The organism is Bradyrhizobium daqingense, assembly GCF_021044685.1.
In the GTDB taxonomy this organism is placed as follows: domain Bacteria; phylum Pseudomonadota; class Alphaproteobacteria; order Rhizobiales; family Xanthobacteraceae; genus Bradyrhizobium; species Bradyrhizobium daqingense.
This window is the reverse complement of sequence record NZ_CP088014.1, coordinates 7,536,428-7,553,149: the sequence shown is the minus strand read 5'-3', so window position 1 is coordinate 7,553,149 and position 16,722 is coordinate 7,536,428. Positions and strand designations below refer to the sequence as shown.

Here is a 16,722-nt window from a genome sequence, read left to right as displayed (position 1 = left end):
AGGCCATCCGATGCAGAGCGGGGCATCGGGCATCGGGCTTCGGGCAGGTCGATGCAACACCGTTGAAGAAAGGACGATCGTATTGAGAGAACGCGGCCCGTCACGGATAGCCCTGCTATGAAGTTCTACCGATGCAGCTCGCCGGCACCGCGATTTCAGGCCGTGACGCCGGGCGAGAAGATACGCGAGACGTCTGTACTGACGTCTCTTGTCCAACCAGGAGCGCGCGAAAAGGCAAGGCAGATGGTTAGCGGTTCGAGCAATGATCGGTTCGTAGTGTCCCGGCGACGTACGGGGTTTGGCGACTGTCTGTGGTCACTCGCGGCAGCCTGGCGATTTGCAAAGCAGACAGGACGGACGCTAGCCATTGATTGGCGGGGATCTTGTTATCTTGATGAACCATTCACCAATGCCTTTCCAGTCTTCTTCGAACCGGTTGAAGACATTGGCGGAGTGCGAGTAATTTGCGATGACGACATCAATACGCGTTCGTTTCCAGGACCATTCTTTCCAACATGGTGGAACAAGCCATCTTTCGATTGCATCTATCGACCGGACGAGCAGATTTTCAGGGAACGCGATCAACTCGATCAACTGTTCCAAAGTCAGAGAGATAGTGACGCTAACACGGTTGTGTGTGATGCCTGCCTGATGTGGCGCTGCGATCAGGAAGCGGAACGCGAAATCTTCCGGAGTATTAAGCCGCGGCCTGAAATTCAGGCCCGGATTGATGCTATCTACCGCGAGCACTTTGAGCCGTACAGCGTAATCGGCATTCATGTCCGGCATGGCAATGGCGAAGATATTATGGGGCATGCCCCTTACTGGGCGGACACGGAGCGCGCCTTGCGGCAGATCTACAATGCCATTGATGAGGCCAGGAGTTTATCCCACGCAAAACCTGTGAGGGCGTTCCTGTGCACGGACAGTGCGCTCGTCCTCGAGCAGGTTTCGGTTAAATTTCCCGATGTCTTCGCGATTCCAAAGCAGTTCCAGGCGCCTCAAGCGGGCCCATTGCACCATCCCGCCCTCGGAGCTGAAGGCGGCTTTTCTGCCCTCACCGAGATGTATCTCCTTGCCCGCTGCGACACGGTGATCCGTTTTCCGCCAACGAGCGCTTTTACGCGCTATGCGCGTCTTTTCGCCCCACGCGTTATAGAATTCGATTTGAACGATCCGGGCCGGTTGATCCTGATTGAAGACAACTCGCAAGCGCTTATGGCTTCGTGAAAGTCGCAAACCCGCGTGATCGATCTCACCGCCGCTCTTTACGTCCGATAGCCGTGGAAGTTCTTCTCCGGGCGACGATTTTCTGGCCCGCGGGCTGTCATTGCCGCAACGTTCCAGGGGCGAAGAGAACGAAGCCGCGGCCGAATGCGTTCGGCTAAGGCGCGGCTTCGACAACAACGGCCCTAAAGTGCCGCTGCGTTTTACAGAAGGAGCACGCCTTCGTCTTCGCTTCGGGCGGGCCGCAGACGGAAGCTAAACAACGCTCAATCACGGATGAACATTTCAGCTCGCCAGCTCATGCTTGGAACTAGCGCCGCGAAATCCAGTGCCGCTCAGAGCATGGCGCGATAGATCAAAAGTGGCCGCCGACGAATCTAACGTGCAAGCTTGGTACATCAGTTTTATGTTGGGGCGGCTAATGGCCGTGGCCGTTATCCCCGGGCATTTTTCGACTTCGACGAGAGGCGCCGGCCAGCCGCAGGCTCGTACGGTTGTGCGATCGTGAAAGCGAACGCGGGCTGGGTAGCCCTTTCATGAAGCGGGCGAGTGCTCGCGAACTTACGTAGCAGAGTCACCATCGCTGTCAGAAAGCTCACCTCCGCTGTCTTGAATGCGCCAAGCATTCCGCGTGCGCGACATTAGGACGCAAAACGGAAGCGCATTTACGTACATCGCAGTGGCGCAAATCCTGCTACGCGTGCGCGGGCGCAAAAGTAGAGGAGGCGGCCGTGGGTCTCGATCTGCCAAATGACAATCTGATCCGAGGTCCGCTGCCCGAAGCACATTTGGATCGCCTCGTTGACGCCGTTAATGCGCGCGTTGATCGTGGAGAACCGAAGGTGATGTTACTCACCGGCGCATCGCGCGGAATTGGCCATGCCACTGCCAAGCTATTCTCGGAGGCAGGCTGGCGCATCATTTCTTGCGCACGCCAACCGTTCGACGGCGAGCGATGCCCCTGGGAGGCTGGGAATGACGATCATTTCCAGGTCGACCTCGGCGATCATCGAATGCTGCCGCGCGCAATCACCGAGGTTAAGAAACGCTTGGCCGGTGCGCCCTTGCACGCGCTGGTGAATAATGCGGGTGTGTCGCCGAAAACGCCCACAGGCGATCGGATGACATCGTTGACCACCTCAACCGATACCTGGATGAGGGTCTTTCATCTTAATCTGGTGGCTCCGATCCTGCTGGCGCAGGGTTTGTTTGATGAGCTAAGAGCCGCGTCAGGATCGATCGTGAATGTGACTTCAATCGCGGGCTCGCGGGTGCACCCATTCGCCGGTAGCGCCTATGCGACCTCGAAAGCTGCGCTTGCGAGCCTCACACGCGAATTGGCCCACGACTATGCGCCGCATGGCATTCGCGTCAATGCGATCGCGCCCGGCGAAATCAGGACCGACATGCTGTCGCCCGACGCGGAAGCGCGCGTCGTGGCAAGTATCCCGCTGCGCAGAGTGGGTACTCCGGACGAAGTGGCCAAGGTCATCTTATTCCTATGCTCGGATGCGGCGAGCTATGTTACGGGTGCCGAGGTGCCGATCAACGGTGGCCAGCATCTGTGAAGCGGCCGGCCCGGCGGCGAAGCTGACTTGAGCTTCCCAACGGACTCACGTTCTCCGCTGACCACGCGCATACAATCAACAGAAAATGAATCGAAGGCACACGGCAAGTTTACTGTCGTGCCATGAAAAAGTGTCACGGTTCGATGTCATCTCGTCAACACTTGGCGCTAGATCGAGAGTGACATGCAAAACGAACCTCGCCAATCCGGACATGGGTCCAGGGAGGATGATCAAGGAAACGGAGACAGGCTTATGCTGCATATCCCCTCCTCGAGCGAAAGACCTGCCTCGCAGCCGGAACCGGAGCGTGCCCCCCCGGGGGAGCCGTCGCATGAGAGCGCGCTGGCCGGCATCTACGAAATATCGAAAATACTAAATGCTCCCGGCCGGCTCGAAGTCACCTTGGCCAACGTTCTCGGTCTTCTGCAATCGTTTGTGCAGATGCGACACGGCCTCGTCTCGCTGTTCAACGATGACGGCGTTCCAGAACTTACAGTTGGCGCCGGCTGGAGCGAAGGCACTGACGAACGTTACCGGACGTGCGTGCCGCAGAAAGCAATCCACGAGATCGTAGCGACAGGCAGGTCTCTTATGGTCGAGAATGTAGCCGCCGAGACGGCCTTCAGCGCTGCCGACCGGGAGGTTCTCGGCGCCTCTGATAGTATACCGGTAGCGTTCATCGGGGTCCCGATTCGCGTTGATTCGACGGTCGTTGGTACGCTGACGATCGACCGTATCCCGGAAGGCAGTTCAAGTCTTCTCGAGTACGATGCGCGGCTGCTCGCCATGGTCGCGAACGTGATAGGACAAACGATCAAGTTACATCGCTTGTTCGCCGGCGATCGCGAACAATCGTTGGTGGACAAGGACCGGCTAGAGAAACAGACAGTTGATCGTGGGCCGCCCGCTCGCGAGCGCAAGCAGCTTCAGGCACACGGGATCATTGGCGACAGCCCGGCGCTGAGCGCACTGCTTGAGAAGATTGTCGTTGTAGCCAGATCAAACAGCACGGTTCTGCTGCGTGGCGAATCCGGTACCGGGAAGGAGCTGGTAGCCAAGGCCATTCACGAGTCGTCCGTTCGTGCTAAGCGGCCGTTCGTTAAGCTGAATTGCGCGGCGCTCCCCGAGACGGTCCTGGAATCGGAATTGTTTGGCCATGAGAAAGGTGCCTTTACCGGTGCTGTCAGCGCCCGCAAGGGGCGCTTCGAGCTTGCTGACAAAGGGACGCTATTTCTTGACGAGATCGGAGAGATCTCACCTCCGTTCCAGGCGAAGTTGCTGCGAGTTCTGCAAGAGCAGGAGTTCGAGCGCGTCGGCAGCAATCACACGATTAAAGTCGATGTTCGGGTGATAGCTGCGACCAACAGGAACCTTGAAGAGGCTGTGGCAAGGAGCGAATTCCGCGCGGACCTCTACTATCGTATTAGCGTAGTTCCCTTGTTGTTGCCGCCGCTTCGCGAAAGACGCAGTGATATTCCGCTGCTCGCAAGAGAGTTCCTCAGAAAGTTTAACAGCGAGAACGGCCGCTCTCTTACTCTGGAGGCGAGTGCGATCGATGTACTGATGAGCTGTAAATTTCCGGGAAATGTCCGCGAACTCGAGAACTGCATCGAGCGGACCGCGACACTCAGTGCCGGAACATCGATTGTAAGAAGTGACTTTGCATGCAGCCAAGGCCAATGCCTTTCCACGACGCTTTGGAAAAGCACATCGTATGGCAAGACAGACCCGGCGGCACCGATGCAACCGGTGCCTGCAAAGTCCATCATCCCGCTGGCTGAAACGGCCCCTCCGCCGCAGGCTGTCTGCGAACCGGGCTCATTGGCACCTTCCGGCACAGTTCTCGTTAGTGGTGCGAGAATGGCTGATCGCGAGCGGGTCGTTGCGGCTATGGAAAAGTCTGGCTGGGTGCAGGCCAAGGCAGCGCGCCTACTCGGGCTAACCCCGCGCCAAGTCGGCTACGCGCTGAGGAAATACGGAATCGAGATAAAGCGGTTCTGAGCGCCCCGCATCGGCCTGGACTGATTCCGCCAAATCGATAAGTGAAGACGGTCCGCGTAGTTAATCTAGCAATCTGAGGGGAATGGACCGCCGGGGGCGTCGGCTTGCCACGACCCCGAGAAGGGCTCAACTATTCAGCGACAGATGGGGCGGAGAGCCTCACTTGCGAGTCGCACAATCGCGAACCGCCGGTTGCTCGAAATGCAAAGAGCTATCATCCTTATCTCAATCAAGCCGGATTGGCGAACGCAATGCTTAATGACCCTCGACCGGTCCGGGCCTGCAGGGGATTAGCGGCAGTCAATCCGCAAGCAGTCCCGCCGCCACTTGCCAGCGTGGTGCTGCGAAACAGCGCTGTCCGAGCCTGCTTTGTGCCGGCATCCCTTTCAGGAAGCGCGGGGTAGAGAGGGCGCACTACCCGGTGTTAAGCCTTGTGACAGCGAGCGGTCCCAAGCGGCGGGGATGGTACAAGACTTGCTGTTCTCTTCCCAACTGACGTAACTTTAGGAGCAACACCTTGCATAATATTGTCTGCATCAAGCAAGTTCCGGACTCGGCGCAGATCCGCGTGCACCCCGTGACCAATACAATCATGCGTCAGGGAGTGCCGACCATCATCAACCCGTATGACCTATTCGCGCTCGAGGCCGCGCTGGGGCTGCGCGATCGGTTCGGTGGCGAAATTACCGTGCTTACCATGGGGCCGCCATCGGCAGAGGAGTCGTTGCGAAAGGCGCTGACTTATGGTGCTGATCGCGCCGTCCAACTTACTGATCGCTGCTTTGCGGGCTCGGATACGCTGGCCACTACGTATGCGCTTGCAACAGCGATCCGGAAAATTGGCAAGGAATATGGTCCGGCAAACCTCATCTTCACGGGAAAGCAGACCATCGACGGCGATACAGCGCAGGTTGGTCCTGGCATCGCGAAGCGACTGGGCGTAGGGCAGCTAACTTACGTTGCGAAGGTCAGATCCGTGGACGTCGCCAATGAAACAATTGAAGCGGAGCGGCGCTCGGAAGGCGGTGTGCAGGTTCTGCACACTAGGTTGCCCTGCCTCATCACCATGCTTGAGGCGACGAATCAGATTCGGCGAGGCGCGATGGCGGATGCCTTGCGTGCCGCGCGAGCCAAAATCGTGAAATGGAGCGCGCAAGATGCAGGTGTCGAAGACATCTCCAAATGTGGGCTCAAGGGCTCGCCGACTGTCGTCAAACGTGTGTTCGCTCCCCCTGCGCGGGCCGAGAGGGCGGCGCTGGTTGAGTCCGCCGAGCAGCCGGCGCAGGCGCTAATAGACGCAATCTTCTTGAATCAACCGAAGCTCGAAACCGATCTGGCGACACTTGCTCGTGACGCCCGATCTGGACTGTCCGGGCAATGTTAGCAACGCGCTCCAAGAAATGTATCAACGCTCGCACCCGAGTCGATGAGAGCGCAACATGTCGTTGTGCAACGCGGTAAGCTACCATAAGAGTTTTGCTATGCCATCCGTCGATCTCGCCATCGGCTGAGGCCGCATGTTCCGTAGAGCACGTTATCGCTACGATCGAGTCCGGAGCCGCCCAGGATTGCCGGGGCACGGCCAAACAGGCCTGCGCATATTTCAGATCTTCCGTTTTGTCGTGTTCGACCGTGGAAGACCATTGCTTCCTCCGTACCGGTCGCGAGCAAAGACGGAATACGTCAGCAACCCGGGTCACCATGCTAGCGCTGCCGTCTGCACGTCCAAAGCCCTGTCGCTGGCTTTAAGGAGCAAAGCCAACCTATGCGGCGCCTTTGAAGCAATCCGCCAATTCAGCAGCCGTGTGTATGTGAACAGCCGCTGTTTCGTTCCTGACGGCGGTGCGCAGCCTCTCAAGTGCTATGCACTTGCTATGAGGATAGGTCACAAGTGTTATACCAGCTTCTTCGGAATCTGACGGAGCAAATTCAAGAGTTGGCATGATGGTTGCTGTTAGCCAGTAAAAATTAAGAGGGGGTAACCGCGAATGCGAAGAACAGGCGAGCGGCATGCCACGAACGACCTGAGGCCCTGTGAGGTCGGTAGGCACGAATTGGATTTTACAATGCTGTACCAAGTTGACAGCGGTTCGATGAAATGGCGGCAGCAGCAACCGCGAGGGCTTCATTCATTTGCTCAGGCAGCCAAAGCTGCACCGCGCGACTAGGCGTGTCATTCGCGCATGCGGCATTAGCATCAGAATGGCATGCGCGGCGAAGTATCCAAGACGATTCTCCGCGCGCATGCTCGCCGTGGCTGCCATTGCGGCATCGGATTGCTGCTGGACTGGAAGCCAACCGGATCCTCGCCGCTCCCTCAATGAACGAAGTCCCTTCGATGCGCATGACCAGGACAGAGAAGACCGCAATCTGCCGTGGCCAGGAGAACGACAAAAGTTTGCGTGAAAGGTGAACGCAACATTAGGCCCTTTGAAGCCAATGAACTCAGCGCGGTCAATAGTCGGCCCGGACATGAAGGTAGCTTCGTCAAGGACCGTTTCGCTTCTCATCTGCAGGGAGTCAAATGATATCTCAAGCGTCTCGATTTGCACCGGATCAGCCTCCGAAGTTATCCTGCGAGTACTTGACTGAGCGAGTGCGAGCCTTGTTCGGCCCGCATCCGTTCGCCTCCCAGATGTCCGGAGACCAGGTCGCCAGCCTGCTGCCTGAATACCTAGCGATGTCACAGGCGTTCCCGTACCTGCAGGCAGGGTCGCAAAGGGACCTCATATTCGATGCAATGCATCAAAATCGGGACATTGGGAGGGACATTGAACTGACCAGCGTGGTCGCGAATTTTATCTGCTGGGATGAGACCGGTGGCCATGGCGGGATTCTCCGGGGCGGCAAGGCGGCGTTGCCCGATATTCTTTTGACAGAAAACTTTCACTCCAACCTCTTGAGAAAGGATGCTGCACGACTACTCGGCAGAGCGATAAGGCCCAACTATAGCGACAGGACGAAGCAGTACCTGCATTCTCTCTATGCCGGATTGTCATCGAAAGACCCCCTGGTTCGTTGCGCCTACATGGTCGCCTTTGAGCTCCATGCTGCAGACATGATCCAGTCGCTGTGGACCACTCTGGTCAAAACCTTCAAGGCGCGGCCGGACGATCTTGAGTATTTTCGCGGCCATGTCGGCGGAGAAGATCCCGCGGAGAAGTACCACGGAGAAATGACAGGCCGGCTGATTGGTGAACTTGTGCAGCCTGGCCTTAATGATCGCTTTTTGAATGAATTCGGCCGAGCCTATCGGCTCAGCGTCCAGTGGTGTCGCGATCTGCTCGGAACGGCGGCGCGTACGGGAGATGATCACTCCGAGATGCAACATCATGGCCGTTGTCATTGCGGCGCTATCAAATTCTACGTCAATGCACCTCGAGAGCTCTCTGCAGTTCGATGCAATTGCTCAATTTGTCAAATGTCTGGATTTGTCCACTTGCTCGTACCTGGCGATAAGCTGCGCATCGAGTGCGGCGAAGAGTTCCTCACGACATACCAGTTCAACAAGAATATTGCGCGGCACACGTTTTGCCGGCTTTGTGGCGTAAAGCCATTCTATAGGCCGAGGTCGAATCCCTCCGGGTACAGCGTAAATATCCGATGTCTGGATAGAAAGACCATCGAGCACTTAAGAATATCTGAGTTCGATGGCGCGCATTGGGAGCAAGCATTCCTGTCAATGCAGCAGGACCCGGAGTCATGCTTCGAAGATCAAAGGAGTGAGCTCGAATGGCGCGCGCAATGAAAGATAAATCCTGTCTTCTTTCAGAAGAAGTCCTGACAAAGTACCGGATTGAGCTGCTAGTAAAGGGGTCCGTCGTAATCGCCCCGCAAATGTTATTCACTCAAGACGACATAGCCAGGATCGATCAGCTGCAGGCTGAGATTCCGGAAGAAGAAGTGCGGGAGGGAGATGCGGGCGACTTGCACAGCGTCTTTGTCCAGCGCGTGAGGGTAGACCCGCCCGGCCACGCGCCTAGCAACGTGAGTGGTACTGCTTCGGGTCAGATCATGGAGCTGCTCGAAAGTAGAGATCGCAGCTTCGCGCTAAGAAAGATCTTCGGAGCATCCGCAGATTACGTGGTTCGCCGATGCCAGATGCATCGTATGCCGCCGGGGTCCTTTATCGGCATTCATTTGGATGCGGCGAGTGATCCGGATTTCGAGTACTCGGTGATTGTGCAGCTAGCGAGAGACTTCGACGGCGGTGAATTCGTGGTATATCCAACCGGGTACGAACAACACGTATTCCGGCCGCCATTTGGCGCTGTGCTTGTCACAACCTGTAAGGTCCGGCATGAGGTAAAGCCGGTATCAAGCGGGGAGCGCCGATCCCTCGTATACTTCTGTTCAAAACGCAGCGGCGTGAACCGCCGGATCATCGAGGGTTCTAACGCTCGGCCCTAGCGTGCCGCGCCTGGTATGGGTCTCTGCAAATCGTGGGCTGAGCGAGCTCTCCGGGGAATTGATGGCTTTCCCATCTTGCGGGTCCTTCGTGAGGTCCGACACGAGTCTGGTCGCAAGCGATGGCTTACATTGATCGTACGCGTCCGGTGACGGCCCCTAGTTGGGCGTCTTGAGCGGATGGCCGACCTCGCTCATGGGGCATGAGCGACGTTCTGAGGTTACCAATTCCGGGCGTGAGTTCGTGGACGCGCTTGGCGAGATGATCCAGCAGGCAGGCCAGCACAAGCCTGTGGATCTAGGGCTTGGCTGTGGCGATGAAGTGATCGCTTTGGTCGTGTCATTGTTACTCCAAGCTCTGCGCCCCGATCCGGGCCTTTTCCTCGCCCGTCCATCGTCGGCGACGATCCCAGTGATCACCTCGACGCGACGATCACCTTGCTACTGGCTCGAGCATGGTATTTGCCATCGTTCCTCCTCCACGGATCCGCTCATGCCGAGCTGTATCGCGGGCGCCGAAAGGGGAGCGGTTGGGGCCTCACGCCGTTACAATGGGCCGAATATTTCCACCACAATCACCACAATCACGAGGAGAGTGGTCGCAAAGGCCATGATGACCATTCCGCTGCCCGCAGGTAGGAGGCTGAGAGGCGAGGCGATAGGATTGCAGATCGACGGCATCACACGGGGCGGGAGATTGAGCCTCTCAGTGCTATCGAAGATATAGCTAGTCGGGCGTCGGGACTCACGGACCACACATCCAAAGCTGGGTTGCATCCCCGCGGAATTGTCAGCCAGCTGGTCCCGACCGGGGTTGTCCGGCGGCTGCCCGGGAACGAGCGGCGTTTGGCTGTAGTAGGGACCACCATGCTTGGAGCTCGGTGCCACCTCGCGCAGAGCAGTCTGCCTGACAAATGCGGAACTTGCGCCAGCGGCCACATTCATGGCTTTTGCAACTCCAGATGCAAGCAGAATCAAAGCCAAGTCGAACAAGATCAATCGGATCAGCCTCATTGGGGCTCCGAAGATAGCTGCTGCGGCCGCGTTCTTTGCGGCAACTCCTGCTCCTATGCAGCAATTTACGTGCCGGCAAAGTGCGGTCTTTTGGGGCCGCTTATTTCATAGTGAAACTCGCATAAACCCAAGCCAGCGAGTGCAATCGCCCATCGTATTGTCGAGTTTCAACGTAGGCGTCGCAAATCGGCCAAGCAGGACGTGCAATGCGATTAGCTTTTGGGGTCGGCAACTGCGCTGGCAGCCTTACGCCATGACGCTCGTCGCTGTACAAGCTTCGGCGCACCGCTGGTCTCGTCCGGGACGAACAAGAGCACTCTCATAGGGCCACCATTCATCGTCCGACCAAAGCTTGCTCGGTGATTGGGGCACCTTCGTCGCCACGTGAAGGAAGGGAGGCGCGCGTTCCCGGTGCGCGATGGTGTATCCCAGGCTTCGAAGCGATGAATTGAGCGGCTGACGATGTTTGCTACGACTTCAATAGTCGGTGTTGCTGATCGTGGGCCGCGGGCCTGTTCGGCGCAATCACAACGCACTCCACAGTGCCAGCCTTTTCATCGGCAGCAAGCGGGATCACGCCCTCCTTACGTGTGTGGTCGAATATAAGTCCATCCTTGACGAGACGATCATGCGCCGCCCGGAAGGATGCTGATCGCACATTTCTCACAGATAAAATAACGTTACAGCCGAAATAGTCGACGCCTAGCAGCCGGACGGCAATGTTGTGTAACACCGAGCCGCCACCCCAGCGGCCGTTCGCTTCATTGAACAGCAACCGCCCGTCTTGTGCGAAAATGGCGTCGATGTTGATCATTCCGCGATACCCCAGGTCTCGCGCGAGTGCCACAAAACGGTAGGCATGGGCCTGGGCAGCTAACAATTGCTCTTCCTCCAAGTCGCTTGGAAGCTCAAGTCCCGTCCGGATCAGAGCTCTTTCGGATCGGTCTGCGCTTTTACGCAGACGTATGCTTCCACTATTGACAAAAGCGATTGATGCATCATCCTGGATTGTATACTCGAGATAGAATAAAGATCGGGCCAAGTGGTACGATTCCACGACCAGCGTCTTACACGAGGCTGTTGTCATCTCAGACCACAATGCTTCGGGATCAAACGACGGCCACGAAACCCACCGAGTATCTCTGGCTCCAGGTAGCGGATCGCTCTTATTGCTGGTCAGGATGACGTTTCCAACTCCACCAGCTCCATTATCCAACTTTACAATGACCGTGCCGGTCTCGGATTTGAGGGAGGTGACGGCTTTGAACAGTCCATTTGGGTCTGTCGCGACTGATCCATGGGGGAGCGGAAGTGCAACGCTTGTTGCCAATTGACGGAAGTGGCTCTTGCGATTCAACAGATCAGGCCCGCGCTGCAAAGCGAAGTCGTCACCGGTCTTCGGTATGCCTAGAATGGCCGCCAAGCGTGCGACGCCTTCAGTAGAGTAGCAGGGATACAATTGCCAGTCTGATTTCTGGCGAATATGTCTTTTGAGCCGCTCGACAACAGTTTTGGACAGTAACGTACAATCATCGAGGATTGTCGATTGGCGGCTCGCAGGTACAAGCAGGCGAAGAGCCGATGAATGGAAATTGAGCGTTCCGCCAATGAAGGATAACAGATCGGCCGGGATCACTACCGGAGAGACTATCAGGTCGCCCTCCTGAGCAAACCACGCTGAACGAAATGCCGAGTTGGCGGCCAGCGAAAGTTGAGCTTTTGTTAGGTGGGCGCCCGACATCTGAGGCGTACCGGCATTCATAATCAGGATTCGCGGCATTCTCGACCTCCGGACATCTGGTCGTGATCAGGATGGGATCGTCATGGCAACCACGAAGTCGTTGCCATGCCGTGGCAAGGCTCTGGGAGAGGGGAGAATTTGCGCCATCTCGATGTCACCTGCGATGCAGCGGGAGAGAACGGCCCGCCTCGAATCTGCCGATCTCAATTTATGGCTCGGCCGCGTATGAAATGATCTCGCAGAGCCCGATAAACGGGCTCTGACCAAACATGGGCGATCAGCGCTTGCGCCTCGATCCGGCAGTCGCCGCCGCTTGGTCACATAAGCGGCGGGTGCGTCTTCCCATCGAGCAACGGCTCGACCGACCAGCATTCGGCTACATTTGGATGTTCCGTAAGCACTCGCTCTATTCTTGCTGGAAAGATATTCTCGCTTGAAATAATCGAGAGTTGTTTTGCCGCGGTGAAGCGGAATAGATCCATCGGCCTCGCAGTGTCCATTGTCGCCGGCGAGGCTGGGGATCTCGAGTCGGGCTCCTCTCAGGGCACCAAACTGGCTCTCCAAGGCGCGAGCGATCCGCTCAATGTATCGATTGAGGATGACATAGCTGGACGGCTTCCGTTCGAAATGAATCGCGGTCAAAGGTATAGGTAGCGCTTCCCTCGGCCGGGGTGGAAAAATTCAGCTTGCTATTCATGCGTGTCAGGTCCGCGCATTCTGTTTGCGCCACCCGCAACGGCCCCCCAAATCCTGACGAGGCCCCGGTCATATGCTTCGGCTGGCGCTTGTACAGGCTGTGCTCACACGGTCTTGGCGGAAGCCTTCTTTTAATGGCTGTCATGGGGTGCGAACGATGGATATCGCTCGAGGGAAATCTGCCGATCGATCGATCACTCCGCTCTGCTCAGCTGCGGTGTGCATCTTCCGGTAATGATCGGCACACCACGAAGAGGTCTTCTTGCCGCGTTTTTGATATACAGGCTCGCCGCACATATAGGCCGCTCTCATATCTCCATCTTTGAAACCGATGATGCAACGGCACTGGCCTTCAACATGATGAACTAACAGGACCTTCTTAAGGCCATCGCGGTCTTTCAACTTGCTGCTCCAGCCTGCCAAACAATTTCTTCCGATGCCGCGCTGGTCACGCGGAGTCGCCCGCGCGGGCCACTCGTCGAAACCCGCGCGGGCTCACCATCTGCCAAACCTTGCACGGTCGAAACGCCTTGCCAGGTGCGGAAAGGAGCTTGAAGGTGGCGGGTTCGGCGAACTGAGTTTTGTGCGTTGCTGCGCGAGACGAGCAGCTTCAGGAAGCGGGCGCCACCTAAGCGCTTCCGATAGACTTCCACGTCGATCAATTCTGACCTTATCGGCTCCCGTGGCGAAGTGGCCGCCGGCGGCCATATTGTCAGGATCAGAAATGCCGAACCATTTAGAGCTACGTGCGAGCTCTGGCGCCGCGATCGGAACTCGCTGCACAGCCCTCCCGAGCGAGGGACTATAGACAATGAGGAGCATGACCGGCCATCGGTCAGCGGATATGACCAGCTGAGGCATTCGCAGTCCCTCACACGATAGGTGCCACGCCCGAGAGCGTACGATTTAACGTTACGTCAGATTCAAGCCCCTTTTTTGCGGCCTATGAAAACGTGACCAAGGTAATGCTGGCCCAAGCAGTCCCCCAAGGGGCTATCGCGAACATGTAGCGCCGCCGTGAGGGGGGCGAGCCCCAGTTAATGAGGGCCATTGAGGAGAGATCCAGCGAACGCGTCGGCGGCGTACCCAACGCACGTCGCCGCTCGCTTCCGGCGAAATTTGGAGTTGCTCAGGGGGCGTATGCGGGAATCACCATCGGCGGTCAGTCTGAGAAGGCGAGATATCGAAGCCAAGCTTGGCAAGTGTTTTTGGCGTTTGCGTAAAGCGCCACGCTGGCCTGCCAGTCTCTCGGCATGTAGGCGGCAACGGCGCACCTAATGCGCTCTCAGCAGAACACGTCGTTTTGCCTCGAAAAGATGCTCATCCAGGGTATCGTGCAGCGCACGCCGCAGCTCTGGCGGGATGGAGCTATCTGTATCGATCAATTCCCGAAACTTCCGGATGATGTGTTCTATTGTTGCGATCGTTCCCAGTGTTTCCATCCTCTGCCAGGGCATCATCCATTGTCTCCTTTGGCGCGTAACGCACGTTGCGCCGCGGGTCCTCACCTCAGCAACCGGGCCGAGAACAGCCTCTAGTCGGCAAAGGGGTGGCTGTCGGACACCTGCTCAGCGCGAGTTGTTTCGTCAGCGGCGCTCACTCAAATTCCGCAGAAGTGGCGCGCATTTGCAGCTGCAATATTCTTGCGCACGTAAGCTGCACTCTTGATCGCATTAGTCGAGCCTCAGCCAGCTCAGCTTTAGGCGTTTGAAACCGCAATCAAGCGAGTCAGCCGGGCGGCTGCAGCGCCGTGATCAAGTGATTCTTGGCCAAGTGCCACGCCTTGCTGTAGGTTCGAGGCACGACCGGCCACCACCAGTGCCGCCGCCGCGTTCAAAAGTGCGGCATCACGAAAAGGGCCTGGGAGGCCGTCGAGCACTTTCTCTAACGCAATGGCATGAGACTCGCAATCACAGCTCTCCAGCGCATCGGCGCGGTAGCGGGGGAGCCCGGCTTCTTCCGGCGTCACTTCGAACGTGCGGACTGTACCGGCCTCGACCGCAGCAACAAAGCTTGTCCCGGCGAGGGATATTTCATCGAGCCCGTCCGAGCCATGAACAACCCATACCGAATCGGCACCCAGGTTCTTCAAGACGTACGCCAATGGCTGCACCCATTTGCGAGCGAAAACTCCAAGGATCTGCCGCTTGACGCCGGCCGGATTAGACAAAGCCTCGATTAGATTGAACATTGTGTGGGTTCCAAGCACGCTTCGGATCTGGCTGATGCGCTGCATCGCAGGATAGCCGGCTGACGCAAACATGAAGCCAATGCCGGCTTCGTGCACACAACGTGCGATCGCATCAGGCTTGAGATCGACCTTTACGCCTAGACTCGCCAACACGTCTGCGGTGCTTGAACGCAAAGTCGCAGCGCGGTTAACATACTTGGCGACAGGAACGCCGGCCCCGGCGACGATGAAGGAAGCGCACGTCGATACGTTGAGCGGACGCATCGCCCCGTCGCTCGCACCAGTGATATCGATGGGGTCGCATTGCATTTCCACCTTGGGCATTAAATTCCGCATTGCGGACGCGGCGCCGGTGACTTCTTCGACTGTTTCGCCGCGGACTCTCATCCCAATCAACAAGCCACCGATCTGCGAGGGAGTTGCGTCACCCGACATCATGCTGTCGAACGCTGACGCAGCCTCCTCGCGCGTCAGTATGGCGCCCGTGGCAACTTTCGCGATGATCGACTTGAGCGGTTCCATCGAACTGTGCACGTCCCTTGTCCAATCTGAGCTGCGACCGTTCAGCCAGACGTCTTTGCAGCCGAGTGCCTTGTTGCAGCTGCCTGTCTATTCGCACTCGCTATGCCGCACTTGTCCAACAGGCGGCCGACAGATGAAACGTGAGCATCTGTGGCGACGCTACAACCTGACGCTACGTGAGGGTCAAGCCCTCTCCATTCGATGGTGCCCTAGATAGGACGCCGGCGGCTGGTCAGAGGACTGCAGTCGCTTGATACCAGAACAATAGCGTCGTCTCGAGCCTGCTTGCCGGCGATATTAGGAGGGTCACAAGGCTTTTGGCTTCCGGCGCCGCCGTGGCGGGGGCCGCCGGTTAACCTTCGTGCGATGTGCTGCACGTGAGCTGGGACGACTTCTGGTAAGGAGCCGGGCGGACAAGTCGTAGCACCTTCACTTCGATCTGCTGCTCTGATTGCCGATGTCCCGCCCGGAGATCACGTATCGGCATTGCTGACTGAGGCGATCTTGCTTGGATCTGAGGCAGACAGTGATAGCAAAGCGATCTGGTATGTGACTACTACAAAGGCGTAACACGTCTTCCATACAGGCCTCTTTCTCCTCTGCGGTCGGCGCTTGATCAAGCGCGTTGGCTGGCGCGAGCATGACCGTTGTCATTGCCAGGCCAAGAGCGATGGCGCCGTAGCGAAGTCCGAGGTCCGAAGCCAACTTAGTTCGTTGTTTCTGAATCATAACATTCCTTCAATTCGGGTGGGGTGACGTTTTGTTCTTGCTGTGTGCGGAGCGCATCATCTGCCAACCGGAAAGCTGCGGATCTGCTTAGCTGGCTGTCGGCAAGCTCGTTATTCTACTTTGCGGTTCTCATTGTACGGAGCCCGTCATCCGCCGGGAATGACATTCGATGAATCGGGGGTAGGCCTGCACCGGATGGTGTTAGGCTCTCTATTTCGTCGTCCTGGGCTAGCGTACATATTTGAAGCATTCGCAAATGTCGTGATGTCAGGAATCCCCTGGCTCTCAGTGGTGATCCCCACTTGTCCCAACTCGTACAATCTAACGATGCATGCGATTCAAAGTCTCTTCATAAGACCGATGGTCTAAAGCTGTCGGGGGCTGTGGACTAGGGATCGACCGCTTCGGCAGCCGAGCCACGAGCGTCGCTCCTACGTGATGATACGGAGCGTAGGTGTCGCAATTGTTTGATCTACGAATTGCATGCTCTCGGCATGAATCGAAAAGCAAACTCTACCAACCCGATCACTGGCGAGGCCGCGCGCAAGCAACGCGAAAGAAGGCGGCAGCGCTCGTTGACGGGAAAGCAAAAGACAGGTTGCTTAAGATTGCCTTCGAATACGACA

At 57.3% G+C, this 16,722-nt stretch carries 11 protein-coding genes; 6 read left to right on the top strand and 5 right to left on the bottom strand.

Annotated elements, in window-relative coordinates; translation table 11 throughout:
• Window positions 1-117: 117 nt before the first annotated feature.
• The 6 genes from LPJ38_RS35890 to LPJ38_RS35865 all read left to right on the top strand — a co-directional run bounded on the left by LPJ38_RS35890 (window position 118) and on the right by LPJ38_RS35865 (window position 9,206).
• Window positions 118-1,230 carry a nodulation protein NodZ gene (locus tag LPJ38_RS35890; RefSeq protein WP_011084832.1) on the top strand — a complete coding sequence of 371 codons (1,113 nt, stop codon included), beginning with the start codon at window positions 118-120 and terminating at the stop codon, window positions 1,228-1,230.
• Between the two features lie 728 nt (window positions 1,231-1,958).
• Entirely contained in the window at window positions 1,959-2,795 is an 837-nt protein-coding gene (locus LPJ38_RS35885) for an SDR family NAD(P)-dependent oxidoreductase (RefSeq protein ID WP_095424421.1), read from the top strand.
• 252 nt (window positions 2,796-3,047) lie between these two features.
• On the top strand, window positions 3,048-4,796 hold the full coding sequence (nifA, locus tag LPJ38_RS35880) for a nif-specific transcriptional activator NifA (RefSeq protein WP_014497807.1): 1,749 nt from the start codon (window positions 3,048-3,050) through the stop codon (window positions 4,794-4,796).
• A gap of 517 nt (window positions 4,797-5,313) precedes the next feature.
• A complete protein-coding gene (locus LPJ38_RS35875) occupies window positions 5,314-6,180 on the top strand; it encodes an electron transfer flavoprotein subunit beta/FixA family protein (RefSeq protein ID WP_095424420.1) in 867 nt (288 codons plus the stop codon).
• A gap of 1,212 nt (window positions 6,181-7,392) precedes the next feature.
• Window positions 7,393-8,544, top strand: coding sequence for a GFA family protein (locus LPJ38_RS35870; RefSeq protein ID WP_014497805.1), 1,152 nt, complete (start codon window positions 7,393-7,395; stop codon window positions 8,542-8,544).
• Window positions 8,529-9,206 (top strand): 2OG-Fe(II) oxygenase, encoded by a 678-nt coding sequence (locus LPJ38_RS35865; protein WP_014497804.1) that lies wholly within the window; start codon window positions 8,529-8,531, stop codon window positions 9,204-9,206. The genes LPJ38_RS35870 and LPJ38_RS35865 overlap by 16 nt, the downstream gene beginning before the upstream one ends.
• A gap of 543 nt (window positions 9,207-9,749) precedes the next feature.
• Here the strand turns inward: LPJ38_RS35865 and LPJ38_RS35860 are convergent.
• The 5 genes from LPJ38_RS35860 to trpD form a co-directional block, all read right to left on the bottom strand.
• A complete protein-coding gene (locus LPJ38_RS35860) occupies window positions 9,750-10,217 on the bottom strand; it encodes a hypothetical protein (RefSeq protein WP_018647484.1) in 468 nt (155 codons plus the stop codon).
• A gap of 469 nt (window positions 10,218-10,686) precedes the next feature.
• Window positions 10,687-11,997, bottom strand: coding sequence for a preATP grasp domain-containing protein (locus LPJ38_RS35855; protein ID WP_028143989.1), 1,311 nt, complete (start codon window positions 11,995-11,997; stop codon window positions 10,687-10,689).
• Window positions 11,998-12,795: 798 nt separating this feature from the next.
• Window positions 12,796-13,056 (bottom strand): hypothetical protein, encoded by a 261-nt coding sequence (locus tag LPJ38_RS35850; RefSeq protein WP_133415003.1) that lies wholly within the window; start codon window positions 13,054-13,056, stop codon window positions 12,796-12,798.
• Between the two features lie 872 nt (window positions 13,057-13,928).
• The gene (locus LPJ38_RS35845) at window positions 13,929-14,114 is read right to left on the bottom strand and encodes a hypothetical protein (RefSeq protein ID WP_014497801.1); all 186 of its coding nucleotides are present in this window, start codon (window positions 14,112-14,114) and stop codon (window positions 13,929-13,931) included.
• A 239-nt stretch (window positions 14,115-14,353) separates the two neighbouring features.
• Window positions 14,354-15,367, bottom strand: coding sequence for an anthranilate phosphoribosyltransferase (gene trpD, locus LPJ38_RS35840; RefSeq protein ID WP_014497800.1), 1,014 nt, complete (start codon window positions 15,365-15,367; stop codon window positions 14,354-14,356).
• Window positions 15,368-16,722: the final 1,355 nt, after the last annotated feature.